This is a genomic window from Nostoc sp. 106C (assembly GCF_002154725.1).
Classification (GTDB): Bacteria; Cyanobacteriota; Cyanobacteriia; order Cyanobacteriales; family Nostocaceae; genus Aulosira.
The window spans coordinates 1-17,057 of record NZ_MTAW01000099.1 but is presented as its reverse complement, the minus strand read 5'-3'; the positions used below and the strand labels follow the sequence as shown (position 1 = coordinate 17,057).

The 17,057-nt window shown below is 40.6% G+C and carries 13 protein-coding genes; 11 read left to right on the top strand and 2 right to left on the bottom strand.

Annotation, left to right across the window (positions count from 1 at the left end; translation table 11 throughout):
• The first annotated feature begins 104 nt into the window (after positions 1-104).
• The 7 genes from sbcD (at position 105) to pstB (ending at position 8,973) form a co-directional block, all read left to right on the top strand.
• Positions 105-1,358: an exonuclease subunit SbcD gene (gene sbcD, locus BV375_RS12925; protein ID WP_086761035.1), complete on the top strand. Its 1,254-nt coding sequence runs from the start codon at positions 105-107 to the stop codon at positions 1,356-1,358.
• A gap of 425 nt (positions 1,359-1,783) precedes the next feature.
• Entirely contained in the window at positions 1,784-3,622 is a 1,839-nt protein-coding gene (locus tag BV375_RS12920) for an APC family permease (RefSeq protein ID WP_086761033.1), read from the top strand.
• Between the two features lie 241 nt (positions 3,623-3,863).
• The gene (locus BV375_RS12915; RefSeq protein WP_086761030.1) at positions 3,864-5,021 is read left to right on the top strand and encodes a sulfate ABC transporter substrate-binding protein; all 1,158 of its coding nucleotides are present in this window, start codon (positions 3,864-3,866) and stop codon (positions 5,019-5,021) included.
• A gap of 59 nt (positions 5,022-5,080) precedes the next feature.
• Positions 5,081-6,082 (top strand): PstS family phosphate ABC transporter substrate-binding protein, encoded by a 1,002-nt coding sequence (locus tag BV375_RS12910; protein ID WP_086761027.1) that lies wholly within the window; start codon positions 5,081-5,083, stop codon positions 6,080-6,082.
• A 147-nt stretch (positions 6,083-6,229) separates the two neighbouring features.
• Positions 6,230-7,171 (top strand): phosphate ABC transporter permease subunit PstC, encoded by a 942-nt coding sequence (gene pstC, locus BV375_RS12905; protein ID WP_086761024.1) that lies wholly within the window; start codon positions 6,230-6,232, stop codon positions 7,169-7,171.
• Positions 7,172-7,176: 5 nt separating this feature from the next.
• Positions 7,177-8,073: a phosphate ABC transporter permease PstA gene (pstA, locus tag BV375_RS12900; RefSeq protein WP_086761022.1), complete on the top strand. Its 897-nt coding sequence runs from the start codon at positions 7,177-7,179 to the stop codon at positions 8,071-8,073.
• 66 nt (positions 8,074-8,139) lie between these two features.
• Entirely contained in the window at positions 8,140-8,973 is an 834-nt protein-coding gene (gene pstB / locus BV375_RS12895) for a phosphate ABC transporter ATP-binding protein PstB (protein WP_086761020.1), read from the top strand.
• A 121-nt stretch (positions 8,974-9,094) separates the two neighbouring features.
• On the opposite strand, the gene BV375_RS12890 is transcribed toward pstB, so the two are convergent.
• On the bottom strand, positions 9,095-12,631 hold the full coding sequence (locus tag BV375_RS12890; RefSeq protein WP_086761018.1) for a GAF domain-containing protein: 3,537 nt from the start codon (positions 12,629-12,631) through the stop codon (positions 9,095-9,097).
• A gap of 468 nt (positions 12,632-13,099) precedes the next feature.
• Between BV375_RS12890 and BV375_RS12885 the strand changes: the two genes are divergently transcribed.
• The 3 genes from BV375_RS12885 to recJ all read left to right on the top strand — a co-directional run bounded on the left by BV375_RS12885 (position 13,100) and on the right by recJ (position 16,136).
• Positions 13,100-13,309 (top strand): hypothetical protein, encoded by a 210-nt coding sequence (locus tag BV375_RS12885; RefSeq protein ID WP_086761126.1) that lies wholly within the window; start codon positions 13,100-13,102, stop codon positions 13,307-13,309.
• A gap of 225 nt (positions 13,310-13,534) precedes the next feature.
• Positions 13,535-13,960, top strand: coding sequence for a hypothetical protein (locus BV375_RS12880; RefSeq protein WP_086761016.1), 426 nt, complete (start codon positions 13,535-13,537; stop codon positions 13,958-13,960).
• Between the two features lie 88 nt (positions 13,961-14,048).
• Positions 14,049-16,136: a single-stranded-DNA-specific exonuclease RecJ gene (gene recJ / locus BV375_RS12875; protein ID WP_086761014.1), complete on the top strand. Its 2,088-nt coding sequence runs from the start codon at positions 14,049-14,051 to the stop codon at positions 16,134-16,136.
• Between the two features lie 100 nt (positions 16,137-16,236).
• On the opposite strand, the gene BV375_RS12870 is transcribed toward recJ, so the two are convergent.
• Entirely contained in the window at positions 16,237-16,359 is a 123-nt protein-coding gene (locus tag BV375_RS12870) for a photosystem II reaction center protein Ycf12 (protein WP_086688671.1), read from the bottom strand.
• A 274-nt stretch (positions 16,360-16,633) separates the two neighbouring features.
• Between BV375_RS12870 and BV375_RS12865 the strand changes: the two genes are divergently transcribed.
• On the top strand, positions 16,634-16,984 hold the full coding sequence (locus BV375_RS12865) for a YkgJ family cysteine cluster protein (RefSeq protein WP_086761012.1): 351 nt from the start codon (positions 16,634-16,636) through the stop codon (positions 16,982-16,984).
• The last annotated feature ends 73 nt before the right edge of the window (positions 16,985-17,057 follow it).

The following is a 17,057-nucleotide window of genomic DNA, read 5'->3' as shown; positions in this document are numbered from 1 at the left end:
ATTTTCCTGGGAAATTCATAATATCGAGATATTTAGCCTGTTATCAGCAGTAATTAGTCATTAGTATTAGACAAAAGACAAATGGATAATAACAAAGGACTAATATGATTAAAATTCTCCATCTCTCAGATATCCATATGGGGAGCGGCTTCTCCCACGGACGCATTAATCCAGCAACAGGATTAAACACACGATTGGAGGATTTTGTCAGTACATTATCAATATGTATTGACCGAGCGATCGCAGATAATGTAGATCTGGTGATATTTGGTGGTGATGCTTTTCCAGATGCGACTCCACCGCCTTATGTGCAAGAAGCTTTCGCTAGTCAATTTCGCCGTCTTGTAGATGGCAATATTCCTACAGTATTGTTGGTAGGGAATCACGACCAACATTCCCAAGGATTGGGGGGAGCGAGTTTATGTATTTACCGCACCTTAGGCGTGCGGGGATTTCTTGTGGGGGATACGGTAACGACCCACCGCATTCAAACTCGCAATGGTAAAGTTCAAGTTATTACCCTTCCTTGGCTGACTCGTTCGACGTTGATGACTCGCCAAGAGACTGAAAGTTTGTCGCTAGCAGAAGTCAACCAACTGTTAACTGAACGTCTACAAGTTGTCTTAGAAGGCGAAATTCGCCGTCTTGATCCTGATGTCCCAACTGTGCTTTTGGCTCATTTGATGGCTGATAATGCTGCCTTGGGAGCCGAACGCTTTTTAGCAGTAGGTAAAGGTTTTACTCTACCCCTATCTTTGCTGACACGTCCTTGCTTTGATTATGTAGCTCTGGGACATGTCCACCGCCACCAGAATCTGAATAAATCTAACAACCCACCAGTGATTTATCCAGGAAGCATTGAGCGGGTGGATTTTAGCGAAGAAAAGGAAGATAAAGGTTATGTGATGATTGAACTGGAGCGAGGTAAGGCTAATTGGGAGTTTTGTCCTTTACCCGTGCGAACTTTCCGGACAATTGAGGTAGATTTATCAAAAGCAGAAGATCCGCAAGCAGCAATCATGAAAGCGATCGCTAAATATGATATTCAAGATGCTGTAGTCAGGTTAATCTATAAACTCCGCTCCGAACAGTTAGATTTAATTGATAATTCCTCGTTGCATAGTGCGTTAAGTTTCGCTCATACCTACACCATTCAACCAGAATTACTGAGCCAGTTGGCTAGACCCCGCATTCCCGAATTGACTGCTAGTAGTAGCATTGACCCATTAGAAGCATTAAAAACTTACTTAAGTAATCGCGAAGACCTGAAAGACATCGCTGGAACAATGCTAGAAGCTGCGCAGAAGCTACTCGCAGACGATGTAGAAGTCTGGCTGGAAGGAGCAACTCATGAGTAGCATTCTCAGCATTATTTGTTAGTTATAAGACTTACACAAGGGCAAAGTAAAATAATCAATAGTTTTGAAGAAGAGTGTAGGGCTGTAGATGTTTAAAACCCTTATGCAATAGATGTTTCACAATCCAACATCTAAAATCTAAAATCCAAAATGGTATAAGTCCTTAAGTTCTCAGTTAGCTATAGAGCAAAATTTAAAGTCAAGGGGTTAGGAATCTGCCAAAATTGCTATATTCCTAGCTCATTATTTTAGTAGTCCTCTTGCAAAAGGTACTTTTGTCAAAAGTAGGGATAGGGTAAAGGTTAAAAATAAAGGAGAAATTCTCCCTTTAACCCTTCCCGTTTCTTGTTGAACTGACTTCTACAAGAAATTCCAGGATATATTCAATTGAGCGGGAGTACAAACCTTTGTCAGGTGGACTTAGTATGTCCCTCTACCCACAGATAAAACAATTTTTACTCGGTAAATCATTACCAACCAGCGCTCATAGTGAAGAGCGATTGAGTAACGCTGCTGCCTTAGCAGTTCTCTCCTCAGATGCACTCTCCTCAGTTGCTTATGCTACAGAAGAAATCCTGCTGATTCTAGTAGCAGCGGGAAGTGGTGCTTTAGGTTTGTCGCTACCTATTGCTATAGCGATTATCATTTTGCTAGGAATAGTTGTGCTTTCCTATCGACAAACTATTCGCGCTTATCCTAAAGGCGGTGGTTCCTACATTGTTGCCAGAGAAAACCTTGGTATTTATCCAGGTCTGGTAGCAGGGGGTTCGCTGATGATTGACTATATTTTGACAGTCACAGTCAGTATATCTGCGGGTACAGCAGCCCTTACCTCAGCAGTTCCTGCGCTACGGCCTTTCACAGTCAGCCTTTGCTTAATTTTCATTTTCTTGTTAATGCTGGCAAATCTTAGAGGTGTCAAGGAATCAGGCAGAATATTTATGATTCCGACCTATGCGTTTATTGCCAGTATTTTTGTGCTGATTGCTATTGGTTTGTTCAAACACGCTACTGGGGAAGTAGTAGCAGAATATCCCCCCATTCCTGTCAAGGAAGGACTGAGTTTGTTTTTCATTTTGCGAGCCTTTTCGGCTGGCTGTACAGCGCTTACAGGAGTGGAAGCAATATCTGATGGTGTCTTAGCATTTAAAGAACCAGAGTGGAAAAATGCCCGCCTCACATTGCTTTATTTGGGCGTTATTCTCGGACTGATGTTTATCGGCATAACTTATTTGTCAAACATGTATCATGTTGTGCCAGAAGAGGGACAAACAGTAGTTTCTCTATTAGGTAGAGAGATTTTGGGGAATGGAGCATTTTACTATTTTGTCCAAATTGTCACTCTGTTGGTTTTGCTGTTAGCAGCAAACACCAGCTATGCAGATTTCCCCAGACTTTGTTACTTTTTGGCGCGAGATGGTTTTTTACCCCGACAATTATCGCTGTTAGGCGATCGCTTAGTCTACTCCAACGGTATTATTCTCCTGAGCGTTTGTGCAGGGATTTTAGTCATTATCTTTAAAGGACAAGTGAACGCCGTTATCCCCCTATATGCCGTAGGTGTATTCACTTCCTTTACCCTTTCGCAAGCTGGGATGGTGCGTCACTGGTTCCAATCACGAGAATCAAATTGGCGTGCTAGCGCTCTCATGAATGGATTGGGAGCGATTGCTACAGCTGTTGTACTAGGAGTAATTATTTCAACTAAGTTTCTCTTAGGGGCTTGGTTAGTAGTAGTAGCCATACCTTTAGTAGTAGCTCTATTTTTAACCATTCGCCGTCACTATGAATACGTAGCTGAACGTCTGAGTATTCAGGGTATAGCACCTCGGAGTTATATTCCCCGACCTAAACCAGCAATGGTTACCCATCCAGCGGTAGTAGTAGTAGGACAACTTAACCGAGGAACAGTAGAAGCTTTGGACTATGCACGCACCATCGCCGATGAAATTGTTGCGGTACATGTAGATATTAATGGTTCTACAGATAGAGAGAAACTGCAAGAAAAATGGCGACAATTAGAGTCAGATATTCCTCTAGAAATTATCGATTCACCCTACCGTTCTGTAATAGAACCACTTGTGAATTTTGTCGCTCAGTTTGAAGAGCATCATCCAGATGTTTTTACAACTATCATTATTCCTGCTTTTGTAACTCGCAACTGGTGGGAGGGTCTTTTGCATAACCAAACAACCTTATTCTTAAAGACAGCTTTAAGGGCTAAAAAAAGTCGAGTTGTCTCCACTGTTAGGTATTACCTATAACAGAATTTTTCCCAATATTATGCAGAAATAGAACCGGGTTTTACTGGTATCAAGCAGTAAAAACCCGGTTTTTTTCAATATTTTGGTATCTTTAAGATTTCGTAGTAATTGCTTAACGAGCGGTTACTTACTTAAGTAAACAAAAATGAAGTCAGATGAGAACTTTTGTTCTATATATCGTATAATTTTTTTTAATTACGGTATTTGGCTCAAAATACCGTAGATTAAGGGGTGATTGCACATGAGTAAATCGCAACATCCGACACAATTAAGTACGGATCTAATTGAGCGAATGCGAGTTTATGTCGTGGAAATTTGGCAAGCTATGCAATTTTATTACCAACAAAAAATTAGAAGTTGGTTAAATGGACGCTCTCTACAAAGCTTTGTGTGTCTGCTTCTAGTAGCTACTCTTTTAAGTATAGTAGTCGCTGCGTGTTCTGGAAGCAGTACAGCTAGTAAATCTGATATAAAGCTGAGGCTGGTTTCCTTCTCAGTTACTAAAGCCGCCCATGACCAAATAATTCCCAAATTTGTACAAAAGTGGAAACAAGAACATAACCAAAATGTCACTTTTGAGCAAAGCTATGGAGGTTCCGGCGCGCAAGCAAATGCTGTGATTGCTGGTTCTCAAGAGGCAGATATAGTACACCTCGCACTGCCTCTGGATGTCAACAAAATTCAGCAAGCAGGTTTGATTAAATCAGGTTGGGAAATTAAATCTCCCAGAAGTGGTATTGTTAGTAGATCGGTCGCTGCGATTGTTACCCGCGAAGGCAACCCGAAAAAGATTAATAATTGGCAAGACTTAGCAAACGATGGCGTGAAGTTGATTGCAGCTAACCCCAAAACTTCTGGTATTGCTATTTGGGAATTTTTAGCTTTTTGGGGTTCGGTAACTCTCACAGGAGGTGACGATTCTACAGCCTTAAATTATCTCACAAAAGTTTATCAAAATGTCCCTGTGCTCACAAAAGATGCTCGTGAAGCTAGCGATTTATTTTTCCAAAAAAATCAGGGAGATGTTTTAATTAACTACGAAAATGAGATAATTTTGGCAGAAAAAAATGGCTCAAAATTGCCTTACATTGTACCACAAGTAAACATTTCTATCGATAATCCTGTAGCTGTTGTTGATAAAAACGTTGATAAGCATGGTACAAGAGAAGTTGCAGAAGCATTTGTCGATTTTCTTTACTCAACAGAAGCTCAGCGAGAATTCGCTAAATTAGGATATCGTCCAGTTAATCCAACTGTTACCCAAGAAGTAGCATCACAATATCCCCCAGTCCAAACTTTATTTACGTCTCAAGATTTAGGTGGCTGGGATAATATCCAGAAAAAGTTTTTTGGAAATGGAGCAATTTTTGACAAAGTTCAAGCTGCTAAAAAAGCATAAACTACCACTTTTTTCCACCCCGATCTAATTGCAATCACTTTATTTCAATTGATTAAGTTATGAGCTTTCGTAGCCAATTCAAGGGTAGCTTTTATCTAGCCTCTTTAATGCTTATTGCTAGCAATACCACTGGCTGTAATAGCGGACAACAACTGAAAAGTCAGGTGAGTATTGACGGTGCAGCAGTAGGTTTTCCGATTTCTCTAGCAGTTGCAGAAGAATACGAGAAGTTTAAACCTGAAGCGCAAGTTAGCGTTGCGTCTAGTGGTACTGGTGGAGGTATCAGTAAGTTTTGTGCTGGCGATATCGATATTGTTGGCGCTTCTCGTACCATTCGAGATGAAGAAATCAAAAAATGTAAAACTAAGAAGATTGAATTTGTCGAGTTACCTATAGCTTTAGACGGAATTGCGGTCATCGCCAACCGTCAAAATAACTTTGCTAAATGCCTGACTATTGATGAACTCAAAAAGATTTGGAGTGCTAAATCAGACGGCAAAATACTAAATTGGAATCAAGTTAATCCCAACTTTCCTAAACAAAAAATGAAGCTGTATGCTCCGGCTTCTGATACGGGAACGTTTGATTATATGACTCAAGCTGTGACTGGCAAAGCCAAGAATGGCCGTACAGACTACACTCCTAGTCATAATCAAAACTTATTGGTACAAGGAGTAGCGGGTGATGCATCAGCCTTGGGTTATGTAGGGATATCTTATTACATTCAAAACCAAGACAAACTCAATTTAGTTGCTGTAGAAAGTCCTAAAGGAAAGTGTGAAAAACCAGTTCCTGTGGATAACGTGATCAAAAATATTTACACACCTTTATCTCGTCCATTGTTCATCTATGTCAGTAAAAAATCCTTAGATAGCAAGCCAGCAGTCAAAGAATTTGTAGATTTTTATCTAGAAAATTCATGGAAGTGGGTAGATAGCGTTGGTTATGTAGCACTACCTGATGAAGCTTATGTCAAGGTAAAACGGAAATTTGCTACTGGTGAAACTGGCACAAAGTTCAAAAAAGCTAAACCAGGTGAGCCGATTACAAACTTTATTTAGAAGGCAGAAGGCAGAAGGAAGGTATCAGAAAAGTGTTAACTATCAAGAGTTACAAGTCCTTGAATTTATAAACTGCGATAAGCGCTACATCAAAACTCTCTTATTCTCACTTTCTGCCTCTTTTTACTAGTCAAAACTGAACTGTTTATGCAAAATTCAAATTTTTCAAACGATTCTTTTCAACTATCCAGGCAGTCACTAGAGAAAAATGCATCTGAAGATATCCAAGAAAATATTGTTGCGGTAATTTTATTTTCTTGCGCTTTGGTGTCTGTTTTTACTACTTTTGGTATCGTCGTCATTATCTTTAAGGAGACATTTGCCTTTTTCAAAGAAGTCTCCTTTGCTCAATTTTTTCTAGATACTAAATGGACACCTTTATTTGCAGAGAAACATTTTGGCATATGGCCCTTAATTAATGGCACTTTCTTGACTACAGCTATTGCGATGGCAGTTGCTATTCCTTTAGGTTTATCTTCGGCTATTTATTTAAGTGAGTATGCTCAACCTAAAGTAGCAGCAATTTTACGCCCTGCGGTGGAACTTTTGGCAGGGATACCAACGGTAGTCTATGGTTATTTTGCACTGTTATTTGTCACACCTTTATTACGAAATTTTTTCCCGCTAGAAATTTTCAATGCCTTGAGTGCGGGGTTAATGATGGGAGTAATGATTACTCCAACTGTTGGTTCTATCAGCTTAGATGCGATTCGCGCAGTTCCACGTTCATTACGTGAGGGAGCTTCCGCTTTAGGTATTACTAAACTGGAAACCATTTTTAGAGTAGTCCTCCCAGCAGCACTATCTGGAATTATCGCCTCGATTATTTTAGGCACTTCTCGCGCTGTGGGTGAAACAATGACTGTGATTATCGCCGCCGGACAACAGCCAAAACTAACTATTAATTTTGCAGAATCAGTTGAAACGATGACAGCTTACATGGCGCAAATTTCTGGTGGAGATAGTCCGCGTGGTAGCCTTAATTTCCAAACCTTATATGCTGTAGGCGCTGTTTTGTTTCTGCTCACCTTAGTTTTAAATATTGTTAGTTACTGGATTTCTAATCGCTTTAAAGAAAAGTACGAGTAATAAACATGGCTACAGCTTATCAACAAGATGATTCTTTGAATCCGGCAACAGAATTTACTGATAATGTTGAGAGTAGAGAGAAGTTAGGAAAAGTATTTGAAGTACTTTTTTTGTTGGGGTTACTGATTGGTGTATTTGTTCTAGCGTTGCTACTCTTTGATATTTTAAGAGACGGATTAGGGAGATTTTTGACACCCGGTTTTCTCATAGAAACTCCTTCTCGTTTCCCTGAAGATGGTGGTATTCGTCCAGCTATTATCAGTAGCATTCTTTTAGGACTCGTTGTTATTTGCGTTACTGTACCAATTGGTGTCGGTGCAGCTTTATATCTAGAAGAATATGCACCTAGAGCTTGGTGGACAGCAATTATTGAGATAAATATCAGCAATTTGGCGGGAGTACCTTCTATTGTCTACGGGTTGCTGGGTTTAGGAGTTTTTAATTATTTACTTGGCTTCGGTCCGGCATTAATTTCTGGAGCATTGACTTTATCTTTGCTATCTTTACCAGTAATTATTGTGACATCTAGAGAAGCAATTCGTGCAGTTCCTGATTCTATTAGAAATGCTTCTTACGGCTTAGGCGTTACCAAATGGCGAACTATTAGTAATCATGTCGTACCCTATGCTGTTCCCGGTATTCTAACTGGAGTAATTATTTCTGTATCCCGTGCTATTGGTGATGCAGCATCTCTAATTGTTGTTGGCGCTGTCGGTTTTCTCACCTTTAATCCTGGTTTGTTCCAGAGATTCATGGCTTTGCCTATTCAAATTTACAGTTACATAACTCGTCCAGAACCGGGTTTTGCTAATGCAGCAGCAGCAACAATTATTGCGTTGCTAATCTTGATTTTAGTTCTCAACGGTGTAGCAATTTATATTCGGCAACGCTTCTATCGTTAGATAGCAAAGCAAATTCAATAGTTAATAGGTTTTCCCGGCATTAATTAATATTAGGGGCTAGGTAACATGACTTTCAATAATCGTAGAAGTCAACTGAGTAATAATAGCAACCTTAAGGAAGATGATAAAGCTGTGTTTGATGTTGAGGGTGTTAAGGTCTACTATGGTGGATTTTTAGCACTTTTAGATGTCTATCTGAAAATTCCTGAAAAAGGAATCACTGCTTTTATTGGTCCTTCAGGATGTGGAAAAAGTACTCTACTGCGTTGCTTCAACCGCATGAATGATTTAATTACGGGAGCAAAAGTAGAGGGTAGGCTAAATTACCGCGATCGCAATATTTACGACCCCAAAGTTAATTCAGTAAAATTACGACGGCAAGTGGGAATGGTTTTTCAAAGACCGAACCCATTTCCGAAGTCAATATACGAAAATATTGCCTTTGGGCCGCGTTCTAACGGTTTTAAAGGGAACCTCGATGACTTAGTAGAAGATTCCCTTAGACGCGCTGCTATTTGGGATGAAGTCAAAGACAAACTCAAAGAGAAGGGTACGGCATTATCTGGCGGACAACAGCAACGGCTTTGCATTGCTAGAGCGATCGCTATGAAGCCAGATGTATTATTAATGGATGAACCATGCTCGGCGCTTGACCCGATTTCTACCCGTCAAGTCGAAGAACTCTGCTTAGAACTCAAGCAGCAATACACTATTATTATGGTGACTCATAATATGCAGCAAGCTTCGCGGGTTGCAGATTGGACAGCTTTTTTCAATACCGAAATTGACGAACATGGCAAACGTCGCGGTAAATTGGTTGAATTTAGTCCAACAAGGGAAATGTTCTCTTCTCCTCAGACTCAAGAAGCTGAGGAATATATTAGTGGACGCTTCGGTTAAGTATACTTACTCATGAGAGTCGTCCAGAGTCAACAGTCAAGTTTTACTCTGGACTACCAAACCCAAACACGAAAAATACACAATATTGTTCGCGCACTCAAACTTTTAGTTAACTCTTTTGTCAAGGTTTCGTCGGAATTTCAATCACAAACTCTGTTCCCTCGCCTAATTTGGAGGAACATCGAATTTGACCATGATGTTTTTCCACTATTATTTGATAGCTGATAGATAACCCTAACCCTGTACCTTTACCTAGCTCTTTGGTGGTAAAGAAGGGTTCAAAAATGTGCGATCGCACTTCTTCTGGAATTCCAAGACCATTATCAGCTATTTTAATGACAATTTGATTATTAACTATCTGCGTATTAATCCAGATACTTAAGGGAATTTCTGGACGTGTTTTTGATGATTTTAAATACTTTTCTTGTAAAGTTTTATACTTGTCTTCTAAGGCATCAACGCTGTTACTCAGGATATTCATCACTACTTGATTTAGTTGTGCAGGATAGCATTCAACTAAAGGTAAGGCACCATATTCTTTAATAATTTCAATAGCTGGGCGGTCTCGATTATTTTTAAATCTATGTCCTAAGATCAGTAAAGTACTATCTAATCCTTCATGAATGTCTACTGCCTTTAATTCAGCCTCATCTGTACGAGAGAAGTTTCGCAATGATAGTACAATCTGATGAATCCGCTCTGTTCCCACATTCATCGATTCAATAGTTTTGGGTAAATCTTTGATAATAAAGTCCAACTCAGTTTTATTAATTTGTTTTTGAATATCAGGAAATAAAGCGTCATTTTGACGGTAAAGTTTTACTACCTTCAGTAATTCTTGAGTATATTCATTTAAATGTATAAGATTACCAAAAATAAAACTGACAGGATTGTTGATTTCATGAGCGACTCCAGCAATTAGTTGTCCTAAGCCAGCCATTTTTTCGCCCTGAATTAACCGCGACTGAGTTTGTTTTAATTCTTGTAAAGCTTGCGTAAGTTCTAAGGTTTGACGTTTAGTTCGTTCGAGTAATTCTCCTTGCTGAATAGCAATTCCTAGTTGCACACCAACTTGAGCCAATAAATTGATTTCTTCATCTTTCCAATAGCGCGGTTGCGAATTTTGATAAGCAACTAATAAACCCCATAATTGTTCACCTTGTCGGATGGGAACAAATGTTTCATTGCGCGGTAGCTCGTTATCGTCATCTGTATCCTCAAAATTTTCTATCAGCATTGGTTGAGCTTGCGCCAGAGGTTGCCAACCATCTTTGAAGGAATCTGCCACAAATTTACCACTCCAATCTGGGTTAAAGCGGTAGATAGCTACGCGCTCAACTTCAAGCAACTCTCGCACAGCTTGAGTAGTAGTTTTAAAAATAGTTTTAATATCAAGTGATTGGCGAATTTTATCAATAGTTGCAGCTAGCAGTTCTTGGCGTTCCATTGCTTTTTCTCGCTCAGTAGCTTCTGCTAACTGGACAGCTTGCATTTGAAATTGTTTTAAATAAGAATCCTGTTTTAATGCAACTCCTAACTGCTCGGCTATTTGACCAAGAAATTCAATTTCAGAGGGTTGCCACTGACGAGGAACATCACATTGATGAATACAAAGCAACCCCCAAAGTTCGCCATTTTTTAACAGCGGCGCGACCATATTTGCACGCACTTGAAATCTTTCTAGTATTTGGAGATAACAGGCTTGAAACTTTCCTTGATAAATATCAGCAATAGCATTTACTCGACCTTGCGCGTAAAGGTGTGCAAAGCTTTCACTAAAGCAGTGGTCATAAACTTTTTCTGCTATTGCAGACTTCCAATCGGGAGCGACATCTTCATAGACAAATTCTCCTTCCCAGTCTGTTTGCGGGTCAAAACGGAAGACTCCCACTCGGTTTGCTTTGAGTAGTTGTCTTACTTCGGTGACAGAGGTTTGAAAGATTGTGTCTAAATCCAAAGACTCACGAATTCGCGCAATGACACTAGTTAAAGTCTTTTGTTGCTCTGCTTGGTATCGCGCTTCTACTAAAAGTTCGTTGTGTTGGAGAACAACTCCTAAGTTTTCTGCAATTTGACAGACAAATTCAATTTCAGTTGCTTGCCAAGTTCGAGGAGCGCTGCATTGATGAACACACAAAAAACCCCATAATGTACCTCGTTTCAGCAGAGATACCACCAAATTTGCCCGCACTTGAAACTTGCCCAAAATCTCGGCATGAGATTCATTTAATTCAGCATCGGAGATATCTGCAATTGCCAATACCCTTCCTTGTTGGTCATCAGTTGCAAACTGTTCCTTAAAATATTGGTCGGAGACTTTCGCTGCTATTAACGAGTCCCAACCAGGTGCAACATCCTCAGAAATAACTTCTCCCCAGTCTTTTTGGGCGTCAAACTGAAAGACTGCTACTCGGTCGGCTTGTAGCATTTGTCGCACTTCTGTGACTGTAGTTTGAAAGATTTTATCTAAATCCAGGGACTCGCGAATGCGAGTAATTACGCCAGTTAATGTTTTTTGTTGCTCTGCTTGGTACTTAGCTTTTGCTAGCAACTGATGATGTCGCAATGCTACACCAATTTGTGTGCCAATTTTGATTAGTGATTCAATTTCATAGGATTGCCACTGTCTGGGTGAAGAATTTTGATAGGCTGCAATGATTCCCCACAGTTTGTCTCCTTGAAGAATGGGAGCCGTGGCAAAAGCTTTTGCCTGAAATTGCTCCAACAGATTCACGTGACAATCTGTTAATCCAGCTTGATAAATGTCATTGGCTGTAAATGTTTGATTATTAACGTAGCGTCCTCCTTGATTTTGCTGTAAATAAGTATCAGCGATCGCAGCCTGAACGTTAACTAAGGGAGTCCAACCTTCAGCAAGTGACTCAGCGACAAAGTTACCAGTCCAATCGCCATTGAAGCGAAAGATTGCAACTCGGTCGGCTTGCAGCAGGTTGCGTATTTCTTGAGTCGTCGTTGCAAAGATACTTTCAATATCCAGGGGTGAACGAATTTTATCAACAATCTGAGCAATTACGCGATCGCGCTGGGCTGCTTGTGCTAACTTTGCAGCTTGTAATTGGGCTTCATGGAAAAGCTTCGCTTGTTGAATCGCTACTGTTAGATGGTTAGCAATTTGGCGAATAAATTCAATTTCCGATTCTTTCCAGTTGCGAGCCTCACTGCACTGATGAATGCAAAGCAATCCCCACAGTTCCTTCTCCCGCAATAAAGGCACAACGAGGTTGGCGCATACCTGCATTTTACGCAAAATTTCTACATGAGAATCACTTAGCCCTGCCTCATAAATATTATCAACGGCCTGCACTAGACCTTGTTGATACTCAGCAGAAAACTGTTCTGCAAAGCAGTGGTCGTGGATTTTAAGTGCCATTACTGAGTCCCAACCAAGTGCAACATCCTCACAAACAAATTCTCCTTCCCAGTCTTTATCCTGTTTAAACTGGAAGACTGCTACTCGGTCAGCATTCAGCAATTGGAGCACAGCTGTCACGGTAGTTTGAAAAATCGTTTCTAAGTCAAGAGACTCCCGAATTCGCACAATTACATTTGCCAGAGCTTTTTGTTGCTCTAGTTGTTCTTGCAGTTGAGCGCTTGACAATAAAAGTTGATTTTCCGTAGAAGTCGAATTGAGTTCCATTGCTCTTATTTATGGGAATTTTCTGAAAAAGAGGCTTTCTACCAAACTTCTCTAGGGTGATAGATGAAACACTGCAAAATTTTTCCAGTGTCCAACTATTTTTGAGAAGATGGTTATTTCTATATTTCCCGTTTATTTATTTATCTTCGCAATGGAAGATAAATAACGAAACTATACAAAGATTTTGCAGCTTATAAAATGAGTCAAGCAAAGAAACTGTAATTCCTTAAAGTCGGCATGGTACGGATTTTACGGTATGGTAATACTCGCTATCATACAGATAACAGCATATACCTACTGCCGAACAGGCTCTTGCGTGCGTCAGAGTATGCCAGATGCTCTCAAATGGATATCAGCCTATCCATGTATTTCAGTACAACAAGAATACCAAGACAGTTTTTATACTGACTGGTATGTCTGAAAACCTGGAAATCCTGATTTTTCCCGATGGTCAATAGAGGTTTAACGATGACAAAACCTGATTTTAGCAGAATGACTCGTCAAGATCTGAGAGCCTATATTTTGGTTCATCGAGATGATGATGAAGCCATCGAGGCTGTGATCAAACGGGGAGATCCCAACAGCCCAAAATATCGCTTTCCTCAAACTGACGAGGATTTGAGGGAAATGGAAGCGAGTCTGAAAAGAAAACTGGAGAGCAGGAGAGAAGCGATCTAATCAATCGCGTTGTAGCTAGCGAAGAAATTTAATGTATTTGAAATATACGTAGGGAAGCCAGTGCCTATACTACACTTAGTAAGTCATTTTTTCAAAAATTAAACTGGATTCCTATAGAATTACCAATCCAAGGTTCAAAATTCAAATCTAATTCCGGAAAATATGCTGAGGCTTGATAGTACTTTGCTGGAGTAGGATTTTAATCAAGTACTTATACTGGGTGTTATGTCTAAACTACTGCCAGTTGTCTTAGCCGCCGTTACCATTCTTATAACATCAACTAATCACCCTAGTGTCACACTGGCAGGAACTTGCGCCTCTAAGTGTGGTCCACGTCCAATTCAATTTACTCCTGGTCAATCTATCCGCTTGGAAGTAATAAATAGAACATTAGGTTTGGTAAAATTAGAGAAAATCCAAGGAACTGACCCCATTCCCCTACGACCAGGACAGGAATTACAATTTGTGCAGGGTGACGAGACACAGCCAAATATTTCTCTTGTGTTCTGGGATGAAATGGGATTGCCGCTACAAGCAATTATTTCCAAACCCAACTTTGGGACTTTACACGTAGAACTTCGTCCTGGTAAACGTAACCCAGGCGATCGCTCTCTCCATATGCTAACTGACGGTCATGTAAATGTGTATTAAAAGCTAGCAAAAGCGATCGCTTTGACGCTATTAGTTATGAGTTAGGCAACAAGTTTGAATTTAAAATTTCTAACTCATAACTTTTATTGTGCTAGATGTAGTTCGCCCTGAAACCGCAAAACCTCGTAGGCGCTTACCTAATCAGCGTTGGCAAATTTACCCGCAGAATGCAGAATTTGCCCAAAAGCTAGCTGTGGCGAGTAATATCTCACCTATTGTTAGTCAACTGCTAATAAACAGGGGAATTGAAACCCTAGAAGCAGCACAAACATTTTTAGAGCCAGAATCTTTAATCTTACCTGCGCCATTAGAAGAATTTCCCGATTTGGCAATCAGTGTGGAGTTACTGCAAAATGCGATCGCCTCTGAAGAAAAAATTGCTATTTGCGGTGACTACGATGCTGATGGAATGACTAGCACCGCTTTACTGTTGCGCAGTCTCCGAGCTTTAGGCGCTAAAGTTGATTATGCTATCCCTAGCCGGATGCACGATGGTTATGGCATTAATAAACGGATTGTGGAAGAATTCCACAGCGAAGGCGTTAGTTTAATTTTGACTGTCGATAATGGGATCTCCGCAGTAGAACCAATTGCCAGAGCTAGAGAACTAGGTTTAAAGGTAATTGTCACCGACCACCACGACATTCCGCAAAAATTACCAGCAGCTAATGCTATTCTCAACCCCAAACTAATCGCTGAATCTTCACCTTATCGGGGTGTTGCGGGTGTAGGCGTTGCTTATATTTTGGCTGTGTCTCTAGCACAACAGCTAGGAGAAACTAGAGGCTTAATCCAGCCAATGCTAGCACTATTTACATTAGGAACGATCGCAGATTTAGCCCCCTTAACTGGGGTGAACCGCCGTTGGGTAAAACGCGGTTTACAGCATTTACCTAAGTCTCATTTACCTGGGATACAGGCGTTGATTCAGATAGCTGGGGTACAGGCGAGGGATGGGGAGCTGGGGAACAATCCAAAATCCAAAATCCAAAATCCAAAATCCCTAAAGCCGGAGGATATTGGGTTTCGACTGGGGCCAAGAATTAATGCGATTGGTCGGATTGGCGATCCTCAGATTGTGATTGATCTGTTAACTACAGATGATATGGGGATAGCGCTGGAGAGAGCAATGCAGTGCGAAGGCGTGAACCAGCAGCGCCAGGAAATGTGTGAGCAAATTGAACAAGAAGCGATCGCTTATGTTGAAACTGAATTTGTCGCTTCACTCCAGCAAGACCGGGTATTAGTTGTTATCCAACCAAACTGGCATCATGGTGTAATAGGTATTGTTGCTTCCCGTTTGGTAGAACGCTACGGTGTTCCGGTGTTTATTGGCACCTATGAGGATGAGACACATATTCGCGGTTCAGCAAGAGGAATTCCAGAGTTTAATGTGTTTGAAGGTTTGCAAGCTTGTCACGATTTATTAGGTAAATATGGTGGACACAAAGCCGCCGGGGGATATTCTTTACCAGCGCAGAATTTATCAGCATTGCGATCGCGTTTGATTGAGTTTGCCAATCAATGTCTAGAACCCCAGCACCTCAAGCCACTACTCAAAATTGATACCCAGGTAAATTTTAGTGAAATTAATCACCAGCTTTATCAACAGCTAAATACTTTGCATCCCTGCGGTATCGATAACCCCGATCCGGTCTTCTGGACGCCTAATGTCCAAGTAGTTGAGCAACAAATAGTTGGCAAGGGTCACATCAAACTCACACTTGCCCAAACTATCGATCATCAACAGTACAAAATTAAGGCGATCGCTTGGCGGTGGCGCGACTACTATCCCCTACCATCGCGAGTCGATGTTGCTTATAAACTGCGAGAAAATAATTTTAATGGTAATACCAACATTGAGATGGAATTGATAGGCGTAAGGCTGACAACACAATCTCATCTATTTTTTACCTCGCCACCTCGTCCTTTAAGAGCCACCTTTGAGTACAAGCAGCGCCAATATAGTTGTGGTATCTTTCAACAGGGTTCGTTACCAGAATTAAGAATTAAAAATCCTGAAGGCAAAGTCTTAGTTATGCAACCAGGACAAACAATTGGGTTACTAGGCAATAGTCGTGAAGATGCCCAAGAGGTTGATGTTTGTCAACCACAATACGACAGCATTATCCAAGCTGCACTTCAAGCATTATCAGTGCTGAGTTCTGAGTCCTGAGTTTTCAGTTACTAAGTTGGAGTTGGGAATCTTAATAATGTTCTACAACTCAGCACTTTTCACTTAATAGTCAGTACTCAATACTCAGCACTCAGCACTGTTACAGGTTGCCGTTGCGAAATGCCAGTACAAAAATTACAGCAGGACCAGCAAGGATAATCAGCCCAACGAAGAGTAGTTGAAAAATAACTTCCCAATTGATATTGGCTATAGCTTCAAACATTGTTTCCTCCCAATTGTCTTAAAAAATTCAATAACTTACAATTGCAAAACCCGCAATCGATCATATCCGGCGATGGACTGCTAGATTTAATTTACTTAACAAAATTATAAGAAAAAACATAAAAATGTAAGATGAGAGAACTGGTGATAAGGAAGCAGGGAGTATGGAGCAGGGGTGACAAATGACAAAGCGCAAAGTCTGAGCGGAGGCGTCCTCCGATCAGAACTTTGTAAGAGAGGACAAATGACCAATAAAAAATGACACCTGAAAAATTATGGCAAACTGGCAGTGTATAAAGCAATGTGGAGCCTGCTGTAATCTTGACCCAGCAGAGCGTCCAGACATAGAAGAGTATCTCTCACCCGCAGAACTAGAACTTTATCTCAGCATGGTAGGTGAGGGCGGATGGTGTGTTAATTTCGACCATAAGACGCGAGAATGTCGCATCTACCCAAATCGCCCTCGTTTCTGCCGCGTAGAAACAGAGATATTTCAGGATATGTATGGAATTGAGCCAGAAGAGTTAAACGATTTTGCCATTGACTGCTGTCGCCAACAAATAGAAGGAGTCTATGGCGATCGCAGCTTGGAAATTATCCGCTTCAACAAAGCTGTTGGGCTGTAAATTAACACTCAAGGAACTTGTCACTGAAATCATAAGATGAGCAACTGTGAAAGCATAAGTTGAGCAACAGATT

Bases quoted from the DNA above. Each gene is read 5' to 3' on its own strand.
- BV375_RS12890 (WP_086761018.1), bottom strand. From the start codon at position 12,631: ATGGAACTCAATTCGACTTCTACGGAAAATCAACTTTTATTGTCAAGC.
- pstB (WP_086761020.1), top strand. From the start codon at position 8,140: ATGACTTTCAATAATCGTAGAAGTCAACTGAGTAATAATAGCAACCTT.
- BV375_RS12885 (WP_086761126.1), top strand. From the start codon at position 13,100: ATGACAAAACCTGATTTTAGCAGAATGACTCGTCAAGATCTGAGAGCC.
- BV375_RS12880 (WP_086761016.1), top strand. From the start codon at position 13,535: ATGTCTAAACTACTGCCAGTTGTCTTAGCCGCCGTTACCATTCTTATA.
- BV375_RS12870 (WP_086688671.1), bottom strand. From the start codon at position 16,359: ATGTTTGAAGCTATAGCCAATATCAATTGGGAAGTTATTTTTCAACTA.
- pstC (WP_086761024.1), top strand. From the start codon at position 6,230: ATGCAAAATTCAAATTTTTCAAACGATTCTTTTCAACTATCCAGGCAG.
- BV375_RS12915 (WP_086761030.1), top strand. From the start codon at position 3,864: ATGAGTAAATCGCAACATCCGACACAATTAAGTACGGATCTAATTGAG.
- BV375_RS12865 (WP_086761012.1), top strand. From the start codon at position 16,634: ATGGCAAACTGGCAGTGTATAAAGCAATGTGGAGCCTGCTGTAATCTT.
- pstA (WP_086761022.1), top strand. From the start codon at position 7,177: ATGGCTACAGCTTATCAACAAGATGATTCTTTGAATCCGGCAACAGAA.
- sbcD (WP_086761035.1), top strand. From the start codon at position 105: ATGATTAAAATTCTCCATCTCTCAGATATCCATATGGGGAGCGGCTTC.
- BV375_RS12920 (WP_086761033.1), top strand. From the start codon at position 1,784: ATGTCCCTCTACCCACAGATAAAACAATTTTTACTCGGTAAATCATTA.
- BV375_RS12910 (WP_086761027.1), top strand. From the start codon at position 5,081: ATGAGCTTTCGTAGCCAATTCAAGGGTAGCTTTTATCTAGCCTCTTTA.